General features: G+C 40.5%; 24 protein-coding genes. 12 read left to right on the top strand and 12 right to left on the bottom strand.

What is annotated here, in order from left to right:
• Positions 1-196: 196 nt before the first annotated feature.
• From Q0Q74_RS07660 to Q0Q74_RS07650, 3 genes are read right to left on the bottom strand one after another with little or no spacing between them, the layout of a single operon-like run.
• A complete protein-coding gene (locus Q0Q74_RS07660; protein WP_294429762.1) occupies positions 197-352 on the bottom strand; it encodes a hypothetical protein in 156 nt (51 codons plus the stop codon).
• 1 nt (position 353) lies between these two features.
• Complete coding sequence (locus Q0Q74_RS07655) at positions 354-824, bottom strand: DUF4869 domain-containing protein (RefSeq protein WP_294429761.1); 471 nt, start codon at positions 822-824, stop codon at positions 354-356.
• Positions 825-833: 9 nt separating this feature from the next.
• Positions 834-2,432 (bottom strand): AAA family ATPase, encoded by a 1,599-nt coding sequence (locus tag Q0Q74_RS07650; protein WP_294429760.1) that lies wholly within the window; start codon positions 2,430-2,432, stop codon positions 834-836.
• Between the two features lie 47 nt (positions 2,433-2,479).
• Here Q0Q74_RS07650 and Q0Q74_RS07645 point away from each other — a divergent pair, with 47 nt between their 5' ends.
• The 4 genes from Q0Q74_RS07645 (at position 2,480) to Q0Q74_RS07630 (ending at position 7,571) form a co-directional block, all read left to right on the top strand.
• Positions 2,480-3,499 carry a CDP-glycerol glycerophosphotransferase family protein gene (locus Q0Q74_RS07645; protein WP_294429758.1) on the top strand — a complete coding sequence of 340 codons (1,020 nt, stop codon included), beginning with the start codon at positions 2,480-2,482 and terminating at the stop codon, positions 3,497-3,499.
• A gap of 165 nt (positions 3,500-3,664) precedes the next feature.
• Positions 3,665-4,813, top strand: coding sequence for an ATP/GTP-binding protein (locus Q0Q74_RS07640; protein ID WP_294429757.1), 1,149 nt, complete (start codon positions 3,665-3,667; stop codon positions 4,811-4,813).
• Between the two features lie 321 nt (positions 4,814-5,134).
• Positions 5,135-6,823 carry a DegT/DnrJ/EryC1/StrS aminotransferase family protein gene (locus Q0Q74_RS07635; protein ID WP_294429756.1) on the top strand — a complete coding sequence of 563 codons (1,689 nt, stop codon included), beginning with the start codon at positions 5,135-5,137 and terminating at the stop codon, positions 6,821-6,823.
• 124 nt (positions 6,824-6,947) lie between these two features.
• Positions 6,948-7,571: a hypothetical protein gene (locus Q0Q74_RS07630; RefSeq protein ID WP_294429755.1), complete on the top strand. Its 624-nt coding sequence runs from the start codon at positions 6,948-6,950 to the stop codon at positions 7,569-7,571.
• 146 nt (positions 7,572-7,717) lie between these two features.
• Here Q0Q74_RS07630 and Q0Q74_RS07625 read toward each other — a convergent pair whose 3' ends face one another.
• From Q0Q74_RS07625 to Q0Q74_RS07610, 4 genes are all read right to left on the bottom strand, one after another.
• On the bottom strand, positions 7,718-8,494 hold the full coding sequence (locus Q0Q74_RS07625) for a DUF4469 domain-containing protein (protein ID WP_294429754.1): 777 nt from the start codon (positions 8,492-8,494) through the stop codon (positions 7,718-7,720).
• Positions 8,495-8,522: 28 nt separating this feature from the next.
• The gene (locus tag Q0Q74_RS07620) at positions 8,523-8,918 is read right to left on the bottom strand and encodes a hypothetical protein (protein ID WP_294429753.1); all 396 of its coding nucleotides are present in this window, start codon (positions 8,916-8,918) and stop codon (positions 8,523-8,525) included.
• Complete coding sequence (locus tag Q0Q74_RS07615; protein WP_294429752.1) at positions 8,909-9,376, bottom strand: NlpC/P60 family protein; 468 nt, start codon at positions 9,374-9,376, stop codon at positions 8,909-8,911. The genes Q0Q74_RS07620 and Q0Q74_RS07615 overlap by 10 nt, the downstream gene beginning before the upstream one ends.
• Before the next feature lie 184 nt (positions 9,377-9,560).
• On the bottom strand, positions 9,561-10,586 hold the full coding sequence (locus Q0Q74_RS07610; RefSeq protein ID WP_294429751.1) for an NAD-dependent epimerase/dehydratase family protein: 1,026 nt from the start codon (positions 10,584-10,586) through the stop codon (positions 9,561-9,563).
• A 110-nt stretch (positions 10,587-10,696) separates the two neighbouring features.
• Here Q0Q74_RS07610 and Q0Q74_RS07605 point away from each other — a divergent pair, with 110 nt between their 5' ends.
• From Q0Q74_RS07605 to Q0Q74_RS07570, 8 genes are read left to right on the top strand one after another with little or no spacing between them, the layout of a single operon-like run.
• A complete protein-coding gene (locus Q0Q74_RS07605; protein WP_294429750.1) occupies positions 10,697-11,881 on the top strand; it encodes a nucleotide sugar dehydrogenase in 1,185 nt (394 codons plus the stop codon).
• A gap of 5 nt (positions 11,882-11,886) precedes the next feature.
• Complete coding sequence (locus Q0Q74_RS07600) at positions 11,887-12,903, top strand: glycosyltransferase (protein ID WP_294429749.1); 1,017 nt, start codon at positions 11,887-11,889, stop codon at positions 12,901-12,903.
• Positions 12,900-14,039 carry a glycosyltransferase gene (locus Q0Q74_RS07595; protein WP_294429748.1) on the top strand — a complete coding sequence of 380 codons (1,140 nt, stop codon included), beginning with the start codon at positions 12,900-12,902 and terminating at the stop codon, positions 14,037-14,039. The genes Q0Q74_RS07600 and Q0Q74_RS07595 overlap by 4 nt, the downstream gene beginning before the upstream one ends.
• A 12-nt stretch (positions 14,040-14,051) precedes the next feature.
• The gene (locus tag Q0Q74_RS07590) at positions 14,052-15,563 is read left to right on the top strand and encodes an amino acid adenylation domain-containing protein (protein WP_294429747.1); all 1,512 of its coding nucleotides are present in this window, start codon (positions 14,052-14,054) and stop codon (positions 15,561-15,563) included.
• Positions 15,547-16,710 (top strand): alanine racemase, encoded by a 1,164-nt coding sequence (locus Q0Q74_RS07585; RefSeq protein ID WP_294429746.1) that lies wholly within the window; start codon positions 15,547-15,549, stop codon positions 16,708-16,710. Before Q0Q74_RS07590 ends, Q0Q74_RS07585 begins: the two co-directional genes overlap by 17 nt.
• 27 nt (positions 16,711-16,737) lie before the next feature.
• Positions 16,738-16,959 carry a phosphopantetheine-binding protein gene (locus tag Q0Q74_RS07580; RefSeq protein ID WP_294429745.1) on the top strand — a complete coding sequence of 74 codons (222 nt, stop codon included), beginning with the start codon at positions 16,738-16,740 and terminating at the stop codon, positions 16,957-16,959.
• A gap of 2 nt (positions 16,960-16,961) precedes the next feature.
• Positions 16,962-18,518 (top strand): MBOAT family protein, encoded by a 1,557-nt coding sequence (locus Q0Q74_RS07575; protein ID WP_294429744.1) that lies wholly within the window; start codon positions 16,962-16,964, stop codon positions 18,516-18,518.
• Positions 18,505-19,482 (top strand): hypothetical protein, encoded by a 978-nt coding sequence (locus Q0Q74_RS07570; RefSeq protein ID WP_294429743.1) that lies wholly within the window; start codon positions 18,505-18,507, stop codon positions 19,480-19,482. Before Q0Q74_RS07575 ends, Q0Q74_RS07570 begins: the two co-directional genes overlap by 14 nt.
• Here Q0Q74_RS07570 and Q0Q74_RS07565 read toward each other — a convergent pair.
• From Q0Q74_RS07565 to yidC, 5 genes are all read right to left on the bottom strand, one after another.
• Positions 19,479-20,147 carry an MBOAT family O-acyltransferase gene (locus Q0Q74_RS07565; RefSeq protein WP_294429742.1) on the bottom strand — a complete coding sequence of 223 codons (669 nt, stop codon included), beginning with the start codon at positions 20,145-20,147 and terminating at the stop codon, positions 19,479-19,481. The genes Q0Q74_RS07570 and Q0Q74_RS07565 overlap by 4 nt on opposite strands.
• A complete protein-coding gene (locus Q0Q74_RS07560; protein WP_294429741.1) occupies positions 20,140-20,376 on the bottom strand; it encodes a hypothetical protein in 237 nt (78 codons plus the stop codon). Before Q0Q74_RS07560 ends, Q0Q74_RS07565 begins: the two co-directional genes overlap by 8 nt.
• Before the next feature lie 80 nt (positions 20,377-20,456).
• Positions 20,457-21,311, bottom strand: coding sequence for a hypothetical protein (locus Q0Q74_RS07555; protein ID WP_294429740.1), 855 nt, complete (start codon positions 21,309-21,311; stop codon positions 20,457-20,459).
• A 67-nt stretch (positions 21,312-21,378) separates the two neighbouring features.
• Entirely contained in the window at positions 21,379-22,605 is a 1,227-nt protein-coding gene (locus Q0Q74_RS07550) for a CDP-glycerol glycerophosphotransferase family protein (RefSeq protein WP_294429739.1), read from the bottom strand.
• Positions 22,602-25,325, bottom strand: a complete 2,724-nt coding sequence (yidC, locus tag Q0Q74_RS07545; RefSeq protein WP_294429738.1) for a membrane protein insertase YidC — start codon at positions 25,323-25,325, stop codon at positions 22,602-22,604. Before yidC ends, Q0Q74_RS07550 begins: the two co-directional genes overlap by 4 nt.
• Positions 25,326-25,335: the final 10 nt, after the last annotated feature.

Here is a 25,335-nt window from a genome sequence, read left to right as displayed (position 1 = left end):
GTTATTGGAAAATAAACGAGGGGTAAAATAATGAATATTGTTTTTTGTTTAGACAACAACTTGATAAAGCAGGCTATCATTCTTATAAAATCAATTATTGCAACGAACTCATCAGAGAATATACAGTTTTTTGCACTTCTATTGAAAGTAGATAGGGGCGGAGTTGATGCTTTACAAAGGGCAGTTAGTAATAAAGCTACATTAACTGTTTATGAAATGCAACGCGAATCATTTCTATAAGAGTTGTTTTTCCAGTTGCACTGTCACCGCGAAGAATCGTGATATTTCTTGAGATTGTGAATTTGTATTGCAGTCTTCGGTTTTGAACAATCACTTCATAAGAACCTGTCATTTTAAGCCTCTTGATGTAAAAGCGGAATCATCAGCTCTACAAATTCTTTCATATTGTGCGCTGTTTTGTTTACATTCAGTATTTTTATTTTAAAGCTTCTGTTCCCGAAATCCATAATATGGCGTAAGTTTACGGTTACATCAGTTTTAAGAGTATCAGCAATTTCCAAAAGAAGAGGCGCACAGTTATTGCCACATGTTGATACATTAAAAATCTTTTTCGGTTCGTTGAGCACTAATAAAAGGGTCTTTGCCCCGCCAGAAATTTTTGTAACAGGGATAACGCCAAGAGCATGACTATCAACAGCCTGGGCGCTTAAAACTTCTGCCTTATCAATCTGCTTGATGATTTTTTTACCAAAAGGATCTGTAATCCAGCTGTCCAGATATGAGTTGTTAAAATATATGGATGTATTATAAATTGCTTCTTTTACATCGCCAACAATGACATTCAGCATTTTTTTATTCCTCACTGATAAAAATCAAACTTCCAGTTTTTCGATTCTGCACTCGTGTTTTTTCGTCTTTTCATCGTAGTTTATGCCCACGAAAAGCAGGTTGCCGCGGTATGACGAGAGAGAATCGAAATAACGCTTCTCTTTTATCTGCTTGATTGCAGATTCCGCGCAGTCGTTTCGTTTCAATTCGATTATCATCGCTGGCATATTCTCCACAAACGGAATGAATACGACATCAGCAAAACCTTTACCGGCCGTCATTTCCCTGACGACTGTGTATTTGTTGAGGGCGTAGATGTAGGAAAGGTAAATGGCAGACTGCAAAGCGTCCTCGTTGTTGTAGCTTCGGTTGCTCGTCACATGGATGTGGCTTTCGTCCAGAGCTTTCGCGACGGTGCTTTCATTGCCGTTTATTGTTTCATCCAGCAATTCCTTCGATGAATTGATGATTGAGTCCGTTACAGAATAATCGGAAGTAACGGAAACAGCATTTGTCCATTCTTTTAATACCTCTTTGTTGGGTATTCTGCAGGTTTCTTTTGAGTCATCATAGGAAAGATATCCTAAATGCATTAGATATGTAAAAATATCATTCTTTGTAGTGAAAGCATTAATCGTATTTTTGTATGTTGTTACATTTACATCTATGTCTTCGCCTGCAATCATCTTGATTACATCGTCTTTTGTACTGGCGAAATTCTGATTCAAGCGGTCTGAAATGACCTCGTAGGAAGAAGTTTTGCTCCAGTAATTGAAAAACTTATGGTTCAGCATCGTTTTTACGACGGATTCCGGATTGTAGATTTCACATTCCTTCTTTTTGCCGTCCTCGAACCAGACGAGACTGTAGCCGTCGTACCAGCGGCGGCATTCTTCAAAATCGATATTGTATTTCAGGCACAACTCTCGGACTTCTTCAGTTGTGAAACCCGTGAATTCAGAAAGCTTTCCCGCATTCAAGATGGTGTATTCATCAAAATTGTTGAGCTTTGACTGAACCTTGTCGCGGACAATGGGCAAAATCCCCGTAAGATACGCCAGCGCGATGGCAGGGCGCAAGGTGTCGCTCTTGAAAAGCCCGTTCAAAAAATCAAGATACTGATTGAACAAGTCCTGCTCCACATTCTCGCGCACCAGAACATCGTATTCGTCCATGAGAATCACGAACTTTTCACCAGTTTTGTCAAAAACTTTGAGGATGCATTTTGCAAGAGAATCCCTTTGCGTAAAAGCAATGCTTGGAAATTGTTCTATAAATTCATCGCGAATATCTGCTGTCATTTCTGAAATCAAATTGTTTTTATTCGCGGTATTTCTGTATTCGCTGTTGATGTCGAGCTTTATCACATTGAACTTATTCAGATTTGACTCAAAACTGGCGTCTTTCGATATTTTGCACCGCTCGAAAAGTTCCCGGGAATCGCAGCCCTTTGAGTAATACGAAGAAATGATGTTCGCGGCGTAGGTCTTTCCAAAGCGGCGAGGTCGGGAAATGCAGATGTATTTTTGAGAAGTTTTCATTATTCCGTTCAGCACAGAAAGAATCATCGTTTTGTCAACAAAGATTTCACTGTTCAAAAATTCTTTGAAATTGTCGTTTCTTGGATTCAGATATATTCCCATATCTCAATAGTAGCACAGAAATTACATTTTTTCCACAGGAGTAGCAGATGAAAACATTTTACGGCTATATGAGGGTTTCCACAAAAGAGCAAAATGAGGACAGACAACGAATAAAACTGAAGGAAGCCGGAATCGAAGACGAAAAACTTTTTCTTGACAAGCAGTCTGGAAAGGATTTCAACAGGAAAAACTACAAAAAACTTCTGGAGCGCCTCGATTCAAAATCCGTGCTTTTCGTCACCTCGATTGACAGGCTCGGACGGAACTATTCGGAAATCATACAGCAGTGGAAAATCATCACGCAGGAGAAAAAAGCGGACATCGTGGTCCTGGACATGCCGCTTTTAGACACCCGCCGCTCAAAAGACCTCCTCGGCACCTTGATAAGCGACCTGGTTCTTTCGCTTTTGAGTTACGTCGCCGAGACTGAGCGCACTTTCATCCGCGAACGGCAGAAAGAAGGCATCGCCGCGGCCCACATCAGGGGCGTGAAATTCGGCAGACCAAAAATAAAACTGTCAGAAATCTTCTATTTGTACATGCCGACATTCAGGACTTCATCTTGGACAGGAGAGATTTTCAATCCATTTTCAAAAGACTATTCATTCAACCATGAAGAATTCCACAAAGTGCTTTCCGAAAACAACCTTGTTTTCCTGTTCAAGCCACACTTTTATGATTTGAAAGTTCTGGAATCCAAAGAAAAATCCGACAGGTTCATAACCATAAGCGATGAAGATTTCGATGATTTGTATTCGATACTCGGTCAAATCGACATTCTGATGACAGATTACTCTTCCGTCTATTTCGATTTCATTACGACAAAAAAGCCTGTCATTCTGGCTCCGTTCGATTTGGAAAACTACACCAGCACTGCGCGAAAACTTTATTTTGACTACTCCGAGGTTGACGGAGAAAAAGCAAAAGACTGGAACGAAATTTTCTTGATGCTGCGGAACAAAAAATACCGCCCGGCAAGCGAAGAATCTATAAGGAAATTTTCGCTCTACATCGATGGCAAATGCTCTGAAAAACTTTGTTCAATTGTGGAAGAGGAGAAAGTTTAACATCATGGACACCACAGAAAATCAAAACGCTCATCACTACAGTATGATAGATGACACAGAGGATAGAGAAAATAGACATCGTGTCACAGGAGTAGTATAGCCATCTAATGCAATTTTTTTCGACAGTTTGTCAAAAATTGACAAACTGTTAATTATATTGGTATAATGACAATCATGTTATTAGGTTTTGGTGCAAAAAATATTTGGTCTTTCAAGAACTGGATGCAAGTTGATTTATCCCTAAACAAGCTGGTACCTTCCGACATCTCTATGAATCTTCCAGCTGCCACAGCCATGTGTTTCAAGGGGGCGAACGCTTCGGGAAAGACTAACGGAATAAAAGTTCTTGCTTTTATAGTTGATTTTTTGACCAACAGTTTTTCGTACAAACCCAAAACTCCGATTCACTATGACTCATACTTTTTGAGCGATGAGCCTGCAGAAATTTATCTTCAGTTTTTGATTGACAATAATGAGTATCTTTATGAAGCCACGTTGACAAACGAAAAAATTATTTCAGAAAAGCTTTCGTTAAACAGCAGTCTTATATTCCAGAGAGATTCTGATATTGTAACGAAAAATACGCTTTATTCGGGCAATAAAGAAATCTCATTCAGAAGCAATGTCTCGTTTTTAAGCACCTTGAATCAATATGAGATACCAGAAATAGTAGCTATTTATCAATATTTGAGCATTATTGTCTTCAATGTCGGCTACAGAGGGCACAACAGCTTTGATTATTACGACTACCATACAGTGGCAAAGAGATATCATGAATTACCCGATATTTTTGATTCAGTAAAAAAAATAATAAAACAATACGATACTGGAGTCGACAACATAGAAATAAAAGACAAAACCGACGAAGCCGGAAATTTATTCTATTACCCAATGTTTATCCACGAAAATGACGAGGGACAAAAAATCCCGCTTCTGTTCGAAAAAGAATCAAAAGGAACGCAGACTTTATTCAGGATTCTTCTAAATTTCTTCATAACATTGCACAATGGAAGTCTTTTGGTCCTTGATGAGATGGATGAGTATCTTGATCCTGAGATTCTGCCCCACTTGTTGAATTTCTACATAACAGAAAAAAACAATCCCAAACATGCTCAGCTCATCTGCACGTTGCATACGCCTGACGTAATGGACGTCAGCGGGAAATACAGGACTTATATATTCAAGAAGATTAAAAATGAGTCAATCTGTTACAGGCTTGATGAACTAAAAAAACTGAGAAACGACCGCTCAATAACAAAAGAGTTTAAAAAGCACTTGATTGGAGGCTATCCAGAAATTGAGCAAACCCAATAAAACCAACAAGACTAAGAACTCCATCTTGAAATCTCTTGACTCGCTTGAAGAATCTACTTTTGAAGACGCTACGGATTTAATTACAATAAGCTTCAAGTATTTCTGCGTGAATCAAACGCCGGTAGGGCAAGTCTTTGCAGACTGGAAGGACAACATGCGTCTTGACTTATTGCAAAAGTTTTCAGAATACACAAAATATTCTCGACAACACTGGAAAAATGAGTTTAGCAACGGGTTACCACTTTTGGCAGAATATGGCAACTTCCCGCTAAATTCAGATTTTTTGCTTCCCAAGAACATCCCCTGTCCTGACGAATTGATTTGGTCAAGATTCAGGTTGATATACAAGAAAACCCAATCACCGTCACTTCACCACTTCTTCCTCCGCTCAAGGATTTTGTCCCTCTTCTTGAGGACATCTGGAAACGCAAGTGGATTACGAACAACGGACATTACCACCAATTGCTTGAAAAAGCGCTTTCAGAATATTTAGGGGTTCCGTACATCAGCCTGTTTACAAACGGAACAATTCCGCTTATTACGGCTTTTCAGGCTTTAGGCATAAAAGACTGCGAAGTAATCACGACACCGTACAGTTTCGTCGCCACGAGCAACGCCGCAATCTGGAACGACGTGGAGCCAGTGTTTACAGACATTGATGAAAAAACAGGAAATCTTGATCCGAACAAAATTGAAGATGCGATTACGCCTCGGACAAAGGCTATCCTTCCGGTTCATGTATACGGAAATCCGTGCGACACAAAGGCAATACAAGCGATTGCGGACAAGCACGGTCTCAAAGTGATTTACGATGCCGCGCACGCATTCGGAGTTAAAAAAGACGGAAAAACTATTCTAACAGAAGGCGATATTTCTACGCTCTCTTTCCATGCAACAAAAACATACAATACGGTAGAAGGTGGTGCGCTTGTCTGTAAAGACGAAAAAACAAAAGCGTATATAGACTCTCTAAAAAATTTCGGCTATACGAGTGAGATTTACATAACAGAAACCGGCATAAACGGAAAAATGGATGAAATCCGCTCTGCATACGGTCTTTTGAACTTGCATAATATTGACGACGCAATTGCAAAACGAAAGCATGTTGCAGAAGTCTACAGAAATGCTCTGAAAAGTCTCGATGGCATAACAATGTTTGATGAAGATTCCAGGCTTTTTGTTGCGCTAGACTATCCTCCGGCCGTTAAATACGAAGCTGGCTACAACCAGATAAGCGAGTACCTGAAAACGCTTACAGGCTTTAAAGCTGTCAATGTTCTCCGCAGAAACGAAAACATGGGCGCAATTGAAAACATAAAGTCGCTTCTTGCCACTGTATGCGAAAACTACGAGCGTTTTATTTTTACCGAAGACGACAACATCTTTGCGCCCGCATTTCTTGAATATGTGAACAGCGGGCTTGATTATTTTGAAAACGATAAGAACTGCGAGTCAATCTCAGGATTTTCATATCCGGTTCCAATGCCAAAAAGCAATACAACTGTCATAAAAATGCAGCGGTATTTTAGCGACTGGGGATTTGGCACTTGGCGAGACCGCTATTTTGAAGCGCGTGACACACTAACTAATGACTTCTTTAAAAAAGTCTACAAAACACCGAGTCTTGCAAAAAAACTGCGAAAAGCAAGCAAAAAAAATTACACCCGTGCATGGGCTTTCATGACAGATCCGAATGTGCGTCCGTATGACTACACTAATTCCTGTGGGCAAATCTTGCTTGACCGATATTCCATAATGCCGAAAAAGACGCTCGTGAAGAACACAGGCTGGGACAATTCAGGCGTGCACTGCGACGAATCTTCACCGATAGCGAAAGTGTTCATGGAGCAAGAACTAGATATGAGTGAACACTTCGGAGATTTTGTTTTCGATGATGCTGAAAGCGAAAGCGTGAACAAAATAATCGACAAAAGTCTGATTGGTGCTTACGACAGGATTCCATATTTTAAGACAAGAATCAAGGAAGTATTGTATCAAACACAGAAATAAGATAATTTCTCATTCGCAATAACAAGATTTATGTCACAGATTTATGTTACATCAGTTTTTAAGATTATCAAATTTTCTTAGCAGTTCTAATACCACCCGATAATCCCATTAGGAGGAATACCTTATGGGATTCAAAAAAGTTTGTGTGTACGGATTCGGCATGAACGAGTATTTTTTCATGCTGCCCGCAATCCGCTATGTTCTCGGCAATATCAAGTACGAGATGATTTTAAGCCTTGACGAAATCAGGGAAAAAGAGCCGGAATGTGATGTTTTTTGCGTGAACTGCGCGATGTCGTTCTTTGACCTGGAGCTTTTCTTCAATTTTTTTGAAGAGGCTTACGGCTCGGAAAAGAGGCCTGTTGTTTTCTGCTTGGCTTGGGAAGGTGTGCCGTATGAGAATCTTGAGATAATGCTGAATCACAAGACCGAAATCATCATGTTCGACCTTCGGAGCGAGGAAGAATTTTCATTCTGCAGAAACGCGGTTCTTGAAGGAAAGCCCTTCCGCTCGCAGGGAACTTTCGCCAGTTCCGATGAGTTTTACTGCGACCGTGTTGATACTTATTACAAGCTGTCCAAAAATCAGAAATACGCTTTTTTGTACATGATGGCGGGCAAGACTCAGAAGGAGCTACAAATTGACTTCGGCTTTAACTCGTTGAATACCGCCGCCTCGCACTGGCATGGCGTGCTCACGAAGTTCAATGTCCGCTCCGTGTTCGAGCTTCGGGCAAAGTTCAGGTAGACAAAAAAATACGGCAATGCTTTTGGAAAAGTATTGCCGTACTTGTGTGTAAGTACAGTAATGCTTATGCGTAAGTATTGCCGTACTCGTATGTAAGTACAGTAATGCTTTTGTATAAGTATTACTGTACTTTTATGTAAGCAGTGCTATGCTACTGTAAAAGTATTGCCGAATGTCTGCGACTTCGATTCCTTGCATGGAACGGTGCTCTTTGCGAATTGCGTCACAATCTTAATCTTGTAGCTTCCGCTCGCGAGCTGTGGCACTACGCAGGCGATTCTTGCCGAGGTGTTCACGCCGATTTTTGTTGCAGCGATCTTCACGCTCTGAGACGCGTCTTCGGTATTCTCGAAGTACAAGCCCACGTCAGCGTTATCGCCGGTGACAAGGATGCTCTTTCCCGTGATGTCTAGGAAGCCGCCCGGTGTGAGCGTTTCGGATTTTCCACTCTCAATGTCCGTGACGGAGATAATCTCTGGCTTCACGCTGTTGCCCTGTGCGATTACTGGCTGAATCTGAGAAGAAAGCTCCTTCACGGTCTTTCCGCTCCTGAACGCAATGTCAATCGCGTTCTTCTTTGAGTCGAACGATGACTGCTCGCTGTCGAAGCTGCCTGTGACTCTCGCGTAGAATGTTCCGATTCCGCCGTCAACGATAGAGCCGTTGAGGATTCGGTCAATCATGGCATTGTTCGCGACCCGCCAGATTGAAATAATCTGCTCCGGCGTGTAACCTTCAAGCGCGCCTGTGGCGATGATGTCGTTCGCGATATTCTCCATGGTGAGCTTGTTTCGGAAAATCGGGCGTGCGTGGTAGGTTGTCTTTCCGTCTTTTTCCTTTCGCATTGATGTCGGATAAAGTGCCACCGCGAGTTTTGATGATTCGTAATCCGCAGTTGTCTTTGAAAGTGTGTTGATATTCATAAATTTTTCTCCTTAATCGTATTATTTTTCAGAATTCTCCGTTTGAGAGGATGTTTCTGATTCGCGCCTTTGCGTTTCTTGCCGCTCCGTCTGCTTTCGCAGAAACTTTTCTCTGAGCGGAAGGGCTGTAAGCTCGCCCAAGACAAGTCCCAGAAGCAGGGCTGTCACAGTCAGTTTCCTTTTCATCTTCATGTTCTCCTTTTCCAAGATGGTTCATAATCTGCTTGCCTGTCCTGTTCGTGATGATTCCGAGAATCAGCGAGCACCAGACCGCGCCCGAAATCACCCCGATGTACAGGAACGCACAGCAGACTATGAAAGCCGCCCCCTTGAAGCTGATGAACTTCGCCACGAGGTAGACGAGGCGTTTGAGCACCAGCGACCAAAGCTCCGAAAAGCTCACTTCGCAGAGATTTATGCCCATGCATTTTCCCCCAGTTTCCGCCGTACCATGAGAAACGGCGAGTACATTGCCTTAAGTTCGCTGAGTGTCCGTGGTGTTCCGCCGTTTTTTTCAATGCGCGACTCGTTGAGGAACAGGCCTTCGCCCATATATCCCGCGACATGCACGGTCTTTCCGCTCTCGTTGAGAAAGAATGCCGCCTGTATTCCGTCGTAGCAATCGGCCTTCTCGCTGAAGAAGTTCCTGAAAAGGCTGTCTGCCGTCACACGGATTTGTTTCCCGAAAATCGCGTTGAGGCTCGCGCAGACCGTGCCTGAGCAGTCGCTTCCGTCGATTGAAGATCCGCCCCATATGTAAGGAGTGCCGTTGAACTCGGCGAGCAGGCTGTGGAAAATCTCGTCATCTGCGAGACCTTTCCTTCGGAGTGTGTTTGCATAATTGCACAAGTATTCGTGCGAGTCATTTTTGTTTTGATTCATGAGAATCTCCTTTAGTTAAGATTTATAAGCGCTTATGACTAAAGGATAGCGGAAAATTTCGAGGAAAAATCTAGTAGTTTAGTTAGGGTATAAAAAACACCGCATGAATGCGGTGAGAAACAAAGTGAAAATTCAAATATTTAAACGAACAATTTTCCGAATATTTGATTGCAGGAAAATAGGCTTATTTTCTGTAATACCCCTTATACCATGCCGCAAATTTCGCCAGACCTTCGGCTAGCGGTGTGGCAGGCTTAAAGCCGAAATCTTTCTGCAAGTCGGTGACATCGGCATAAGTCTGATAAACATCACCGGGTTGCATTGGCAAAAGCTCTTTTTTGGCTGGCTCAGTGATGATTCCTTCTTTGAGCAGGCATTTTTCCAAAGTCTCCACGAAATACATGAGACTCTCTGGGTTATTGTTTCCGATGTTGTAGACTTTGTATGGTGCTCCGTCCTCTGTCTCGCAAGGAGTCTTCTGCATTACATTCACGATTCCTGTCACGATGTCATCAATATAAGTGAAATCGCGGTACATGTCGCCCATGTTGTAAATCTGGATGCTCTCGCCTTTGACAAGTTTGTTCGTGAATTTAAAATATGCCATGTCCGGCCGCCCCATGGGGCCATAAACTGTAAAGAAGCGCAAACCTGTGCATGGAATTTTGTAAAGTTTTGCATATGCATGGGCAAAAAGCTCATTTGATTTTTTTGTTGCAGCATAAAGAGATACAGGATTATCAACTTTATCCTCGGTAGAATACGGAACTTTTTTGTTCGTGCCGTAAACGCTTGAAGATGAAGCATAAACCAAATGCTCCACAGGATAATGACGACAAAGCTCAAGAATCGTATAGAATCCAAGCATGTTTGAGTGAATGTATGCATCAGGATTGTCGATTGAATAACGCACGCCAGCCTGAGCCGCAAGGTTCACTACGACAGAAATCTTATTCTCGGTAAAAATTTTTTCCATCGCTTTTTTGTCGGCAATATCCGCTTTGATAAAGGTAAATCTGCCGTCAAATTTGGCAAGCATATTCAAACGCTCTTCTTTGAGAGATACATCGTAATAGTCAGTAATGCAGTCAACACCAATAACACGGCATGATTTTGTAGATTCGATAATTCTTTTTGAAAGAAAACTTCCGATAAAGCCCGCGGCACCTGTGACGAGTACAGTCTTATTTTCCAGCTCAATGTTTTTCATATTCTTTACAATACCACACAAATTGTTTTATGTCTTGCCGATTCTATTGATTCTGAGTAAAATTATAAATCTTCTATAATATTGCATTAATGTAAACATTCGAGGTCAATATGAAAATCGCAGTCGCAGGAACAGGATATGTAGGTCTCTCAAATGCCATTCTTCTGGCACAGCACAATGAAGTTTACGCAGTTGACATTGTGCAGGAAAAGGTTGATTTGATTAACAGCAAAAAATCCCCGATTATCGACAAAGAAATTGAAGAATATCTGGCTACAAAAAAACTCAACCTAACGGCCACAACAGATGCAAATCTTGCATATAAGGACGCTGATTTCATCATCATTTCAACTCCTACAAACTACGACCCGGAAAAGAATTACTTTGACACTTCAAGCGTTGAGGCTGTCGTTGAGCTGGTAAAAAAATCCGGCTCAAATGCAACGATCATCGTAAAATCAACAGTTCCGGTCGGCTACACAGAAAAGCTTCGTGCTGAGTCTGGCTACAAGAATATGCTTTTCTCACCAGAATTCTTGCGCGAAGGTCACGCCCTTTACGATAACCTCTACCCTAGCCGAATCGTCGTAAGTTATCCAAAAGATTCCCCGGAGCTTAAAACTCAGGCAGAAAGATTTGCATCTCTTTTAAAAGAAGGCGCAATCAAAGAAAATATCGAAGTTCTGCACCCCAACTGCACCGAAGCCGAAGCAATCAAGCTTTTCGCTAACACCTATCTTGCCCTGCGCGTTGCTTTCTTCAACGAACTTGATACTTATGCCGAAGTCCGAGGATTGAACACAAAATCAATCATTCAGGGAATCTGTCTTGACCCTCGAATCGGCGACTTCTATAACAATCCAAGTTTCGGTTACGGCGGCTACTGCCTTCCAAAGGACACAAAGCAGCTTCTGGCGAACTACAGGGATGTTCCTCAGAATTTGATTCAGGCAATCGTAGAGTCCAACACAACGCGAAAGGACTTCATCGCCGACACTATCATCCACAAGCATCCCAAAGCAGTTGGCGTTTACCGTCTCACAATGAAAGCGAACAGTGACAACTTCCGTCAGTCTTCTATTCAGGGTGTAATGAAGCGAATCAAGGCAAAAGGCATCCCGGTCATTGTCTATGAGCCAACATACAAAGGTGATGAATTTTTCAACTCAAAGGTCACAAAGAATCTCGAAGAATTCAAAAAAGAATGTGACGTAATTATTGCAAACAGATATTCAGAAGAACTGGCCGACGTAAAAGAAAAGATTTTCACACGCGATTTGTTCAGCAGGGATTAATTTTTATGAAATATGTATATGTTCTGACATCAACTCCAAAAGATTTGTATTACGAGCAGGCTTTGATGTCCGCTTATTCTCTCCGAAAGCGCAATCCTTCGGCTCAAATTATAATTCTCGTTGACAACAAGACGAACGCAACTTTTACCGAAGAAAACAAACGAACCGCTCTCAAAAAATATGCAAGCCAGATTATCAGCATTGACTTTGCGGATGACGTGCCGAACGTTGACCGAAGCCGCCTCATCAAGACTGCGATTCCAGAATATGTCAGCGGAAGTTTTCTTTACATTGACTGTGACACAATTATTTGTGACGATTTGAGCGATATCGAAAAGGAAGATTACATTACAGGCGGCGTTTTGGACGGACACTGTATGCTCGACGAACATATTCACAAAAAATACTTCCTTGCCCGTGACAAAAAGCTTGGTTTTTCCGGCACGAAAAAACTCGGTGCAAACATTAACGGCGGCCTGATTCTCGCAAAAGCCGAGAACGAGGAGCAAAAAAAACAGACAAACGAGCTTTTCAAACAATGGAATGAAATCTGGAAATACTCGGCTTATACAAAGCACGACAAGCACGACCAGAGCGCACTCAACGAAGCAAATTACCGCACTGGCCTTAAAATGAAATTCCTTGACGGAAAGTGGAACTGTCAGCCAAGTCACGGCGGACTCGCTTTCTTAAAAAATGCAAAAATCATCCATTATTATTCAAGCGAATTCTCTGGAAAGAATTACATTCCATATTACAAGCTTGCGGATAAGGCATTACAGGAGCGCATAAAAGAAGCCGGCGACATTCCAGAAGACATAAAAAAAATGATTGATGAGCCGAAATTCCAGTTCAATTCTGTTCATTTAATAAATGATTCGCGCATCGTAAGCATAATGCAGTCCCCACTCACATTCACGCTTGCAGATATTAAGGCTCATTGCCCCGCACTTTTCAATTTTATGGAAGCAGTTGTTGGAGGATTACGCGGAATGGCAAAAAAATTAAAGGGGAAAAAATGAACATTGCTATAGACTGTACTTTTTTTGGACATGCGGAAGCTCGTTCAAAAAAACTTTCTCTCTCTACCTCTATTTTTACAGCGGATATATTAGATGCTTTTGTAAAAATGGGCCTTTCCGATAATTTCACACTTTTTGTAAATTACAATCACGCATCTTTCTTTCAAGAACGTTTTCCGCAATACAAATTAAAAATTCTTAAATTTTTCCCACTCACACTTGCAAACAAAATCTCTGACGGTCGTTTCAAGGGAACAAAATATCTCAAAAAATTAGGCATTTTCAAGCGGGCAGTCAAAAAAGGCGGATTCGATTCAATCTGGTTCCCCTACTGCGTTGACTATACTTTTGTCCAAACTGCACTTCCCGCTCTCTGCACAATCCACGATATTTACCCTGTTCACCGCAATGGAATGTCAGGCTGGAATTTCATAAAAAATCAGAACTGTACGCTCACAACTGTCTCAAATTACACGAAGAATGATATCATAGGCACTTTTGGACTTGACGAAGCTCGTGCAAATTCCATAACAAAGATTCCGAATTCAATTATATTCGATGTATCAAAAAAACAGGAAAGAAAGGAACTTTCAGGAAAAAAATATATCCTCGACCTCAACGCCTACATCGAAAAAAAGAACCCTCTCACGCTCTTAAAGGCATTCAACCTGATAAAAGAAAAGACTAACGCAACTTTGGTTTTCTGCGGCGGTTATAAGGATGAAAATCTTTTCGCAGAAATGAAGAACTTTATTGAAGAAAACTCACTTTTCGAACGGGTCTTACTATTGTTCCGTGTTACAGACGAGGAACGCAACTGGCTTTTGACAAACGCCACACTTTTTGTAACTCCGTCGCTGTTCGAAGGCTTCGGTCGCACGCCTGTCGAAGCCGCCATCTGCAAGATTCCAGTAATTTCCACAAAAGAAACTTCACTTTTCGAAGCAACATTGGGATTGTGTAATTATGTAGAAAATCCAAAAGACGAAAATGAACTTGCAGAACTGATTCTCAAAAAACTAGGAAATCCCGATTCCGAAGAAAAACTTACGGAAATCGCAAAAATTCTCACGGAAAATTATGAGCCAGAAACACTTGCTAAAAGATATATGGAATTATTTTCAAAATTAAGATAAAATATTTTTTCTATGAAATATACAATTCTTGATTACCTTGAAGAAACAGCAAATAAATATCCTGATAAAACAGCTTTCGCAGATGTAAATTCTTCTGTCACTTGGGCAGAATTCGTTGAACGGGCAAAACAAAAGTCCGCAATTATCGCAAAATACTTTGAGCCAGGCATGGCCGTGCCTGTAATGATTGATAAAAGCGTCAAGACTCTTGAATATTTCTTTGGTGCACTTTATGCAGGCTGCTTTTATTCATATTTTGATGCGACATTCCCTGACGAGCGGCTCAACTCAATGATTTCAACCCTCGGTGTAAAGCACATCATTGCTGACAGCCGCTTTGAGAAAAAACTTTCGAATCTCAATGTAACTCCCCTATTCTATAAAAACCTTGAGGAAGAAAAAGTTGAATATACAGAGGCCCGCCGCCGTTCAATCATCGATACGGATCCGGTCTATGCAAACTTCACCTCTGGCTCAACAGGCACTCCAAAGGCCGTCGTTGTTTCTCACCGCTCGGTAATCGATTTTATTTCGATTTTCACTGAGATTTTTGGAATTGAATCAAGCGACAATATTGCAAACCAGGCGCCATTTGACTTCGATGTTTCCGTAAAAGACATTTTCTCAGGAGTATTCACAGGTGCTACTGTTCATCTGGTGCCAAAAATGTTCTTTTCATTTCCGACAAAACTCCTTGACTACCTTGAAGAACGCGAAATCACAATTCTTATCTGGGCTGTCTCAGCACTCTGCATTGTCTCTACACTCAACGGTTTTGATTACAAAGTGCCCAAAAAACTCCGCAAAGTCATGTTCTCAGGTGAAGTTATGCCAATCAAGCAGCTTGAAATCTGGAAAAAGTTTCTGCCAGATACTGAATACATAAATCTATACGGACCAACGGAAATCACCTGCAACTGCACGTATTTCAGGATTCCTTTTGAAGCAGATTTGGCTTCATACACAAAAGGCATTCCGATGGGTATCCCCTTCCCGAACGAGCGAATCCTTCTTCTCGACGAAAACAACAATCTTGTGACAGATGCAGACACCGAAGGCGAAGTATGTGTTTCAGGCACTTGCGTAGCCCTCGGCTATTACAACAACGAAAAGACAGCCGAAGTTTTCGTTCAGAATCCAAATAACAAGTCTACTTTCGAGCGAATCTACAAAACAGGCGACCTTGCGACATTCGGAACAGACGGAAATTACTATTACATCGGGCGAAAAGACACCCAGATTAAGCACATGGGGCACAGAATCGAGCTTGGTGAGATTGAGAACGCAATAGCAAAACATGAGTTCATTACCCGAGCCTGCTGTATTTTCGCCGACAATAAAATCACGGCATTCTACACCGGAAAAGAGACCGAAAAAAAGGAAATCGTCACTCTTCTCAAAGTCTCTCTTCCAGTCTACATGGTTCCTTCAGATTTCATTTTTATCGAAGAATTCCCGCTCACAAAGAACGGAAAGATTGATAAACGAGCCTTAACGGAGAAATTAAATGCCTGCAAAGATTGATTTTACAGCCCTCGCTTCAGATTATGGAACGCCTTTCTATCTTCTCAATAAAAAAGAGGCTATAAACCGCGTTCATGAGATTCAGGAAAAGCTTCCAAAGAACGCAAAACTTTGCTATGCAATCAAGGCAAACGCTTTTCTAACGGATTTTCTTAAAAACGAGGACATTTTGTTTGAGGTCTGCTCACCGGGAGAGCTTTCAATCTGCGAAAAAATCAGCTTGAATCCAGACAAAATCGTTTTCTCAGGCGTTGTAAAAACATTCGAAGATGTAAAAAGAGCTTACTCACTTAAAGTGAACACAATCACGCTTGAGTCTCCGGCCCACTGTGAATATCTTCTTGAAGCCGCAAAAGGTGAAAATCAGCACGAGCAGGCCGTAATTCTCAGGCTCACCGGTGGAAATCAGTTCGGAATGAGCCAAAAAGACCTGGCGGAATGCATTTCCAAAATCAAGCAGGTTCCGTCCATCAAAATCCGGGGAATTCACTTCTTCACTGGCACACAGAAGAAATTCAAGACGATATCCGAGGAAATCCCATTCATCGAAGATTACTGCACGCGCTTAAAATCAGAACTCAGTCTAGAAAATCTTGAAATCGAGTATGGTGCAGGTCTTCCCTACGATTATTTTTCGGGCAAAGATGAAAAGAACGACTTCTCAGCACTTGAAGAATTCTCAAAGCTTATTGAAAACTCGAAATTCAAATATGTGATTGAGCTTGGTCGTTATGTGGCTTCCCCCTGCGGAAAATATGTCACAAAAATCGTCGATGTTAAGGGCGACGTAAAAAACAATTACTGTCTTATCGATGGCGGAATCAATCACATAAATTACTTCGGCCAGATGATGGGCATGAAAGTTCCGCCAGTCACTCATATCGCCCAGGCAAACGCATTTTCAGACGCCCAGGACTACACAATCGCAGGCTCCCTCTGCACCACCGCCGACATAGTGCTCAGAAAGCTTTCTCTTCAGGCCCCTGCAATCGGAGACCTTCTGGTTTTCGGTGACATCGGCGCATACTCAATCACAGAAGGAATCTACCTCTTTTTGAGCCACCCGCTGCCAGCCGTTTTGTGCAATGATGACGGGAAAATCAGCGTATTGCGAAAATCCGAGGAAACTTATAAACTGAATTATTAAGAAAATTATTATTATAGGAATTACTTTATGGAAGAATTACTCAAAATTTTGGAAGAACTTAAACCAGATGTAGATTTCAAAAGCGAAACAGGTCTTATCGACAACGCAATTTTGGACTCATTCGACATCGTTCAGCTCATCACCACTCTCAAAGAAACTTTCGACATCGATATTACACCAGCCGACATCGTTCCAGAGAATTTCAACTCTGCCGAAGCAATGTGGGCTATGGTTGAGAAATTGCAGTAATTATGACTTTCATATCAACAGGATTCGTTCTCTTTTTTCTCTTGACAGCAACAGTTTTCTATGCAGTTCCGCAAAGAATCAAGTGGGTTGTGTTGCTTTGTGCAAGCTATATTTTTTATGCACTAAACAATCCGAAAGCATTAATTTTTATAATTCTTTCTACCACAATCAGCTTCTTTACTGCCGATAAACTTAGTGCAATTAATTCCGAATGTGAGGAAAAACGCTCTAAAACCGAAGATAAACAAGAGCGAAAAGAAATCCGAACTCACTACAACGCAATAAAAAAGCGTTTCGTTTCGCTTGGAGTCGTTTCCTGCTTTGCAATTTTGGCCGTATTGAAATATACGAATTTTGTAGTTTTTAACATTAATTCGGTTTTCAAAACAAGCATCCAGATGTTCCACTTTTTGCTTCCTCTAGGAATCTCTTTCTACACTTTCCAAGTCGTAAGCTATATGCTTGATGTTTATAATGGGAAATATCCGGCCGAGAAAAATCTTTTTCATTATGCACTATATGTAAGCTGGTTTCCTTCAATTTTGCAAGGACCAATCAGCCGTTACAACGAACTTCGGCCACAATTTTTTGAAACAGAGCATCATTTTTCACTTGAAAACACCCAGTTTGCCATGCAGCGTATTTTGTGGGGTTTTCTCAAAAAACTGGTTATCGCTGACCGTGCCACAGAAGTCGTTACATACATTTTCGGAAATCATGCAGATTTACCATGGTACATCACATTTACAGGCCTTTTCTTTTATTCAATTGAGTTGTACGCAGATTTCTCCGGCGGCATGGATGTTGTCATAGGCGTTTCTGAGCTTATGGGCATAAAACTCACAGAAAATTTCCGTCAGCCATTTTTTAGTCAGTCAATAGCGGAATTCTGGAGACGTTGGCACATTACTCTCGGAACATGGATGAAAGACTATGTATTTTATCCTTATAGTCTTTCAAACTTTTCAACATCTATGGGTAAAAAACTTGCAAAAATCAGCAAAACAGCAAGTAAACTTGTTCCTGCATGTCTAGGCAATCTTCTTGTTTTCTTCATTGTTGGTGTCTGGCATGGAGCTGAATGGCATTTCATCGTATACGGTCTTTACAACGGAATTTTGATTGTTCTAGGAATCCTTTTCAAACCACTTTTTGAAAAGTTAATCACTCTATTTCATATAAACGCCCAAAGTACATATTGGAAGGCATTCCGAATCATAAGAACATTTCTTTTAATCAATATTGGATGGGCATTCGATGATGTTACAGATCTTCACATGAGCGCATCAATGATTAAACAGCTTTTTACCTTCACAAACGGCAGCCTCATCCAAAACTGGAAATTCGATACATTCAGCGAATTGACCATTTATACAGTAGCTTTGTTCAGTGTAATCTGGCTTATCATCAGTATTTTAAAAGAAAAAGGTGTTGATGTACGAAAGTCAATCTCAAAACTGGCACTTCCAGTCAGATGGACAATTTATCTTGCACTTATTTTGAGTGTTCCTTTCTTTCAGGCTGCAAATATGGTAGGTTTTATTTATGCTCAGTTCTAAAACTACAAAAGTCATCAAATCAATCATATTCTGTCTGGTGCTCGTTCTATGCTCCCGCATCATGACTTTCCTTCTCTACCCTTTTTCTTCGTTAAATCAAAGATTCGTCCGCTACCATAGAATTACAAAGAACATCGATTTTCTTGTTTTGGGCAATTCACTTGAAAATGACGGATTTGTTCCAGAAGTCATAGAAAAAAATCTCGGACAGTACTGCGGTCTTTTGGCTCCTCAAGGTTCATATCCTGAAAGCCTTTATTATCTTCTTGTTGATGCAGCTCATACCCACAATGTAAAAACTGTAGTCGCAGGCTGGGATATAATGCAAAATTTTCAGCTTCCGGCCTATAAATATCCTCATTCAGAAGAATTATATCGTGAGTTTTTTGCAGACATGAAAGGAAATACTGAACTCCAAAAAATAGTTTTCAAAAATGTGATGGAACAGCGTTATACATCAACTTTTTTTGACTGGTCTTCATTTCCTGAAAATATAACACAAATTCCAAAAGTTTTCGAATCACGAAAAAAAGTCGTAACAGATAAAACAATGGCTTCTTCAACACCAATTGATGAGTCAACGTTAAAAACAAACAGCAAATGGAATTATGAAGAAGCTGTTAACCGCACTTATGGAACAGAAATTCAAGAAAGTGACAAGGCATATTTTCTGAAAATCCAAGAGTACTGCAAAAAACGCGGAATTGATTTTTACGTTATCTCTTGCCCTATTCCTGAATGTATTTATGAAGTCCACCCGGAACTCAAAACTTCCATCGCTGTAAGCCGTGATTTTTTTAAGGAACACGGAATTTCTTACATTGATACGACAGATGAAAAATATTTTCCACAAATCACAAGAAACACCAATTTTTCAGACTGTTTCGGACACATTATCACTCCATACAATGAAACTTACACGCAGTATGTGTGTGACTGGATAAGAGACAACGGAAATAATTAATACTGAGCGTACATAAATCCTGCATCGCCTTCGCTGAAACTTAGTGAAAGAATAACCAGAATCAATGGAATATAATAGCCCAGCCAGCGAACGGCGATGTTCTTCTTTTGAATCTCGCCGTACACATCGATTTTATTTTCTTTTAGAACACTCACCACAAAAATAATCAGCGAACCTAAAGTAATCAGAACGATATGACTCTGGAAATCCGAGATATTTCCCAGAATTTGGTTCATATAGTCTTTTGAAGCAAGCATGAGAGGATTTCCGAAATTGATAAAAGTGTTTCTAAGATAAGCGAATGCCTTCGGGACATCAACGATTCTGTCAAAATACCAGCCGATGTTCACGATTATGAAAGTGCGGATAATCTGGAAAATGTGCCATCCCCTGCTCTTTGCGTTTACATGAAGTTTTTCATTCACTTTTTCAAATACAGGCTTTAGAATATCGCTTAAAGCAATCACAAGTCCGTTGTACAAGCCCCAGACAAAAAAGTGAAGCTCAGGACCATGCCACAGGCCGACAAGCATAAAAACGAGAATGTTAGCGATACATGCCGGCAAAGTGCGGCCGAAATGCTTTCCGAGATGATTCGTACACCACTTGCTCAGATTTTGCATGGCTTTTGTAAGCGCGAACGGATAGAAAATATAGTCACGCATCCAGCCACCGAGAGTGATATGCCATCTCTGCCAGAAATTTGCAAGGCTTACCGAAAAATGTAACAAGAGAACTTGCAAGAATAAAAATAAAGTTTCCGATTCCGCTAAGCGCATAAAAAACAGTGTTTGCCAGAAGAAGTACGAACCACTGAAATCGTTTCGGAACAATGTAATATACAAAAAGTGAAATAAAAAGAAAAAATGCAAAAGCAAACGAATAAAAACTCATAAAAATCTCCTCTAGAAACTCTTAGAAAGATGCGAACTTCTCAGTGCAGTCGGTCTGCTTAATGCCGTCGATGTAGCTAATTACGCGGATTTTACAAGATTTGCCTGCCGGAAGCGAAACGACCGTTTGAATCGAATCTTTGGCATGTAAAGACCAAAAATCTTTTCAGGCATCTCCGCCATTTTTTGAGCGAATGATGAATAAAAATACTTTTCTAGGGCATTTTCTTCTTTATATTTTGAGCCGAAAAAGTCGCAGAAAGCATTAGTCCAGACATAAACGCCCTTTTTACAAAAATGATTGTCATCACGGAAATCAGAATCTGTTAAAGAAAGAATCTCAGGGCGGGCAAGATTGAAATCATAATATGAAAAGCCCTTTTCAGCCGTAAAATCCCGGCAGAAAGAATAATACTCATCGTAATTTCCGCGCTCGTTAAGGTAAAAATCCGAGCATGGCATCGAGAAAAGAATCAGTTCAATGTCATTCTCACGGCACAAAGCTATGATTTTGTCGATTGTGTCCTTCCAGTCTTCGCTGACTTCAGAAACATTGATTTTTCCTTCTTTTGAATCATTTGAAAAGCCACCGTCAGGAATTTCCTCTAAATCCAAAACGCAGCCCTTCCCCGCATATTCAACTTTTTCGATTTTGTAAAGCTTAACTGCCTGCCGCAAAATTGCATAAGTTCCGTCGATTTTTTGGGAAGGAGTGCCCGCATTAAAAACAGCTTTTCCCAGTTTTTGCGAAGCATTATTCGCCTCAACACCGTGCGAGACATGGGAAGCACCGCAAACAAGATAGTCAATCTTATCCTGATTGTAGAATTCGTGGAAGAGCACGCGCGCATAGGAATTGGCATCATCTTTGAGAATGAATGCAATCGGAATCGTAAAGATGAAGAAAATCAACACAAACAAAAAGATTTTTAGCACGAGAAAGATTTTTTAATAACATTAAACCTCAATGAAAAAAGTCGAAGCAGTTCGTTTTTAGCAATTTCTAAAGAGACTTTTGTTTCTCAATCAAGAAATCCACAACAGACTTCGCGGCATTTCCCTGATTCTGCCATGCGGCAGCTCGGACTTCTTTTCTTGATTCTTTAAGGCTCTCGCTTGCAATCGCTTTCTCAATCACATTTTGCATGTCCGAGAACTGCTCCTCTTTCAGCTGGATTCCGAGCTTGTCAAGAATCGTGAATTCCCACATCGGCTCGTCCAGCCAATCCGCATCATAAGGAGACTTGTCAAATTCCGTATCCGTGTAAATCAGAGGTTTGTCAAATACAAGAGAATAATCAAACATTACGCCAGAAAAATCAGTAATCATAATATCTGCACGATTCAAAACATCAAAGTTGTCGTTGTCGAAATTCCATTCAAAATCCGAAAATTTTTCCTGTAATGGTTTCAAAATATTCTGTTCGCTTACAACCGACTGCGGATGAGGCCGGACTATAATCTTGAAATCAGTTTTTTGTAATGAAGAAAGAAAAGCTTCTCCGAATTTTGCGAGTATTCCACTTTTTCCCCAGGTTGGCGCTACCAGAACAATTTTCTTATTATTTGGCACAAGTTTTTCCATGGAATCAAGCCGTTTTTTCATGGAATCGAGATAAGTTGAACCAACGACTTTAAATTCCTTCTTACGCAAAGAAGGTCTGAGTTCTTCCAGTTTTCGCATTGAAGGCAGCTGATTCTCACCTGATGCAATTACACAGTCATAGTAATCAAGTGCAAACTGGCGGTAGCCTGCAAAATCCGAGATAGAATGCGGAATATGAACATAACACTTTACTCCCTTGCTTCGCTTCCACTGATAAATATCAAGTCCCGGAGTCGTGGCAAGAAGCAAATCTGCATGAAGCATATTAAGTTTTGCATAGGGCTTGTTTTTTTCACCCAAATATTCAGCCTTAACATGAGTGTAATCTGCAATTAAAGCCGGGTCATCAGCACTTGCAGTGTAGAACACTACAGGAACTCCACGCTTTTCAAATTCATCACAAATCGGCTTAAAAACATTCCAATATCGCTTGTGATCAGAGAAAATCACAAAATGAATATTTTTTGAATCTTCCTTAGAAACTTTGCCACCTGACAAGACAAATTTCAACTTCATAAATAATGCACGGAGACCGAATGTAGCAGCCGCTGCAAGTCCAATAAAAAGAGAGAAAAGCATGCTGCCTGTACCGGGATCAATATATAACAGATATGCACTAATCATTTTTTGTCTCCTGAATTAGCTTTTTCAAACAAGTCTTTATATTCTGGCTTTTCCTGCTTCCAGTTTGAAGCCTCAAAAATACTGTCGTGAACCGTATACCAATCAGAATCTTTTATCCTATAACCGTTATTGACAGTATTAAGCACAGAATTTGCACCACTAAGCGAAATGACGGAATGAGCATTTTTTTCTTCCGTGGTAAGTTTTTTGATTTTATTACCTGTATATGGATTAACAGGATTCTCAATAAGTCCTTCAAATGCCATCTGAGGAACATCGGAATGCGTCATATAGGAATAATCATCATGCATTCTGCCCTTTGCATTAAAATCCTTCACCATAAGGACAGGATTATAGCTTTCAAGCGAACGAGGAAGAGGACTTTCATCAAACTTTTCTTTTACACGCTCGTTAGCACCGTGGTCAGCAACAATGATAATTCTCGTATTATCCCATACTCCGTTTTCTTTTAAATAATCAAACCATTTTCCGAGCATGATATATCCTGCGGAATTTACATGGAAAATCTTTTTAGAAAACCATCGCCCCTTACCAGTATCAGTAAGATTAAGTGTCGGCTTAAAATCAGGAGCCTGTGTATAAACCCAGTCATGCGGCAATTCATTATCCATAATTACAAAACAGTTTTCATCATTATCAAAGCTGGTCAGGCGCGGCAGATACTCCAAAATCGAGTAGTTGTCAATAAAATGAGAAATATCCTGACCGCCGCTTCCCTTTTCAGCTCCCCAGAATTCCTTATAATGAATGACAGGTCGTAAAATCATCGGAGAAATCTTGAAAAGACTGAACCAAATGAAATTTCGTTTTATGAGATTACTTCGGATAGGAACGATCGGAAAACCATGCTCGTGATACCAGATATTGCTGTATTTTCCAATACACTGATAGAAACTTGTATTAGGCAAATCTGCAAAAGCTTTTGCAACCGGAACCTGATCATAATTAGGATAAGGAGGATCCATAACAGTTACTTTGTAGCCGTTGTTCGCAAAAATATTTGCCTGCAGGGAAATTCCTTCGTTGTGCTTATCAACCATTGGCTTTTCACGGTGATTATTCATTTCCCACGGAGTATATTCATAACCGCCATAAAGGCATACCGCGCCCTGAATAGTCCAGAAACCGAATGAAACAGTATTCGGATATTTTACAAATCCATCAAACTGCTCATAAAGTTCGGGCTTATTTTCAAAAACCGGGTCGATTACAAATCCTGTTGAACGATCCATCATAATCACAACAACATTTTTGCCTGTTTTTGAAAGATTAACGATTTTGTCAGTTTCCGTGAGCTGAGGGGCTGGTTTGTCATAATTCTTGAAAAAAGAACCGATTTTTACGAGGTTGAAAGTTGAAATGAGCACGACGGCGGCAAGAAAAACAGTCGAACAAAGATTAAGCACTTTATAAAGCTGTTTCTTAAACAGAAAAACAATAAAAGCGAATACAGCGGCAAGAGCGAACACATTGGCAAAAAATTCTGTTTTAGAAGGAAAAAAGGAGCGGTGCTCACTGAACACGACTTCCGGCAGAATAACACCATAATTTCCCTGAAAACAGAATGCGTTTATTACACCCAAAAACAAGATTGTAAAAAGCCCGAATGCCATAACGGATTTGACTTTCTTATTAAAAAGATAATACAGACATACAGGCCAGAAAACAAACAAGCCGACAGCCTGCAAAAAGCTATTATATAGAAAATAAAGTGGATTTGAATATCCTTCAAGATAACAGTATTCCGAGGTTGAGGAAACGACCAGCAATGAAGGGATAACGATACCGCATAAAAAAGCCAAGGCAATGGCTGTCTGCCAGAAAATAGAAGCTGATACAGAGCTTCGGGCAATCAAAGAACGAAACATTCCTGCAAAAAACTTTTTTGCATATTTGACAAATACAGGAAGCAAAAGCAATGCGGCATCAAGAAGAATCAAAATGGTGATGCGCTCGAAACGCTTAAAAAGCAGATACAAGACAGCTGATGTAAAAACGACTGCACATAAGATGTAAAACTTTTTGAGTGGATTCTTTAATTTATAGAAAATATGCTTGACGAGTGAAAAAACATTGTTCATCGTCCAGTAAAAAACAAGACCTGCAGGAGAATTATAAAGAAGCACAAGGAACACCAGTGCCATGCCGTAAACCTGAATTTTATCTTTTATGGCAAATCCTTTTGTATAAATCGCACCGGCTGTAATATTAATTGCTGTCATAAGAATTGGCAGAACATTTACGGAAAAAGTACCAATGTGAAAGAGAGCATCCGGCTGCCCCATATTTTTTATAAACAGGAAAGATTTACTCTGCAAGTCAGGATTGCTTGAAAGAAAACGAAAGGCAGCAATGAAAAAAGGTATTTGTATGAGGATTCCGAACGAAGAGCGGAGTGCCATGAGCGGGTTGTACCCCTCAAGACGGTTATAGGCCGAAAGCATCATGTATCTTTCGTCCCCTTTAAATGTTTTTTTTATCCGCGCCACCCTATATGACATTTTTTTCTGAATATCACGCTCAACTTCCTGCCACTTTTCAGCGACATCATAAAGAGGAAGACAAAGAAGAGTTATTACAATACTAACCCCGATAATTGATATTCCAGGATTGTCAAAAACAGATTTAAAGACCCTATAGACAAATTCGACTATCTGATATAATGGATAAATAATAATTGTATAAAGAGCGTTCAACATGGTAAAAATA

Source organism: uncultured Treponema sp. (genome assembly GCF_946187725.1).
Lineage (GTDB): Bacteria > Spirochaetota > Spirochaetia > Treponematales > Treponemataceae > Treponema_D.
Note: the sequence above shows the minus strand (reverse complement) of the source record. Positions and strands in the feature narration are given on the sequence as shown.

Excerpts from the sequence above, each read along its gene's own strand:
- Q0Q74_RS07660 (WP_294429762.1), bottom strand. The coding sequence starts at position 352 with ATGACAGGTTCTTATGAAGTGATTGTTCAAAACCGAAGACTGCAATAC.
- Q0Q74_RS07650 (WP_294429760.1), bottom strand. The coding sequence starts at position 2,432 with ATGGGAATATATCTGAATCCAAGAAACGACAATTTCAAAGAATTTTTG.
- Q0Q74_RS07645 (WP_294429758.1), top strand. The coding sequence starts at position 2,480 with ATGAAAACATTTTACGGCTATATGAGGGTTTCCACAAAAGAGCAAAAT.
- Q0Q74_RS07640 (WP_294429757.1), top strand. The coding sequence starts at position 3,665 with ATGACAATCATGTTATTAGGTTTTGGTGCAAAAAATATTTGGTCTTTC.
- Q0Q74_RS07630 (WP_294429755.1), top strand. The coding sequence starts at position 6,948 with ATGGGATTCAAAAAAGTTTGTGTGTACGGATTCGGCATGAACGAGTAT.
- Q0Q74_RS07625 (WP_294429754.1), bottom strand. The coding sequence starts at position 8,494 with ATGAATATCAACACACTTTCAAAGACAACTGCGGATTACGAATCATCA.
- Q0Q74_RS07620 (WP_294429753.1), bottom strand. The coding sequence starts at position 8,918 with ATGGGCATAAATCTCTGCGAAGTGAGCTTTTCGGAGCTTTGGTCGCTG.
- Q0Q74_RS07615 (WP_294429752.1), bottom strand. The coding sequence starts at position 9,376 with ATGAATCAAAACAAAAATGACTCGCACGAATACTTGTGCAATTATGCA.
- Q0Q74_RS07610 (WP_294429751.1), bottom strand. The coding sequence starts at position 10,586 with ATGAAAAACATTGAGCTGGAAAATAAGACTGTACTCGTCACAGGTGCC.
- Q0Q74_RS07605 (WP_294429750.1), top strand. The coding sequence starts at position 10,697 with ATGAAAATCGCAGTCGCAGGAACAGGATATGTAGGTCTCTCAAATGCC.
- Q0Q74_RS07600 (WP_294429749.1), top strand. The coding sequence starts at position 11,887 with ATGAAATATGTATATGTTCTGACATCAACTCCAAAAGATTTGTATTAC.
- Q0Q74_RS07595 (WP_294429748.1), top strand. The coding sequence starts at position 12,900 with ATGAACATTGCTATAGACTGTACTTTTTTTGGACATGCGGAAGCTCGT.
- Q0Q74_RS07590 (WP_294429747.1), top strand. The coding sequence starts at position 14,052 with ATGAAATATACAATTCTTGATTACCTTGAAGAAACAGCAAATAAATAT.
- Q0Q74_RS07585 (WP_294429746.1), top strand. The coding sequence starts at position 15,547 with ATGCCTGCAAAGATTGATTTTACAGCCCTCGCTTCAGATTATGGAACG.
- Q0Q74_RS07580 (WP_294429745.1), top strand. The coding sequence starts at position 16,738 with ATGGAAGAATTACTCAAAATTTTGGAAGAACTTAAACCAGATGTAGAT.
- Q0Q74_RS07575 (WP_294429744.1), top strand. The coding sequence starts at position 16,962 with ATGACTTTCATATCAACAGGATTCGTTCTCTTTTTTCTCTTGACAGCA.
- Q0Q74_RS07570 (WP_294429743.1), top strand. The coding sequence starts at position 18,505 with ATGCTCAGTTCTAAAACTACAAAAGTCATCAAATCAATCATATTCTGT.
- Q0Q74_RS07565 (WP_294429742.1), bottom strand. The coding sequence starts at position 20,147 with ATGCGTGACTATATTTTCTATCCGTTCGCGCTTACAAAAGCCATGCAA.
- Q0Q74_RS07560 (WP_294429741.1), bottom strand. The coding sequence starts at position 20,376 with ATGAGTTTTTATTCGTTTGCTTTTGCATTTTTTCTTTTTATTTCACTT.
- Q0Q74_RS07550 (WP_294429739.1), bottom strand. The coding sequence starts at position 22,605 with ATGATTAGTGCATATCTGTTATATATTGATCCCGGTACAGGCAGCATG.
- yidC (WP_294429738.1), bottom strand. The coding sequence starts at position 25,325 with ATGTTGAACGCTCTTTATACAATTATTATTTATCCATTATATCAGATA.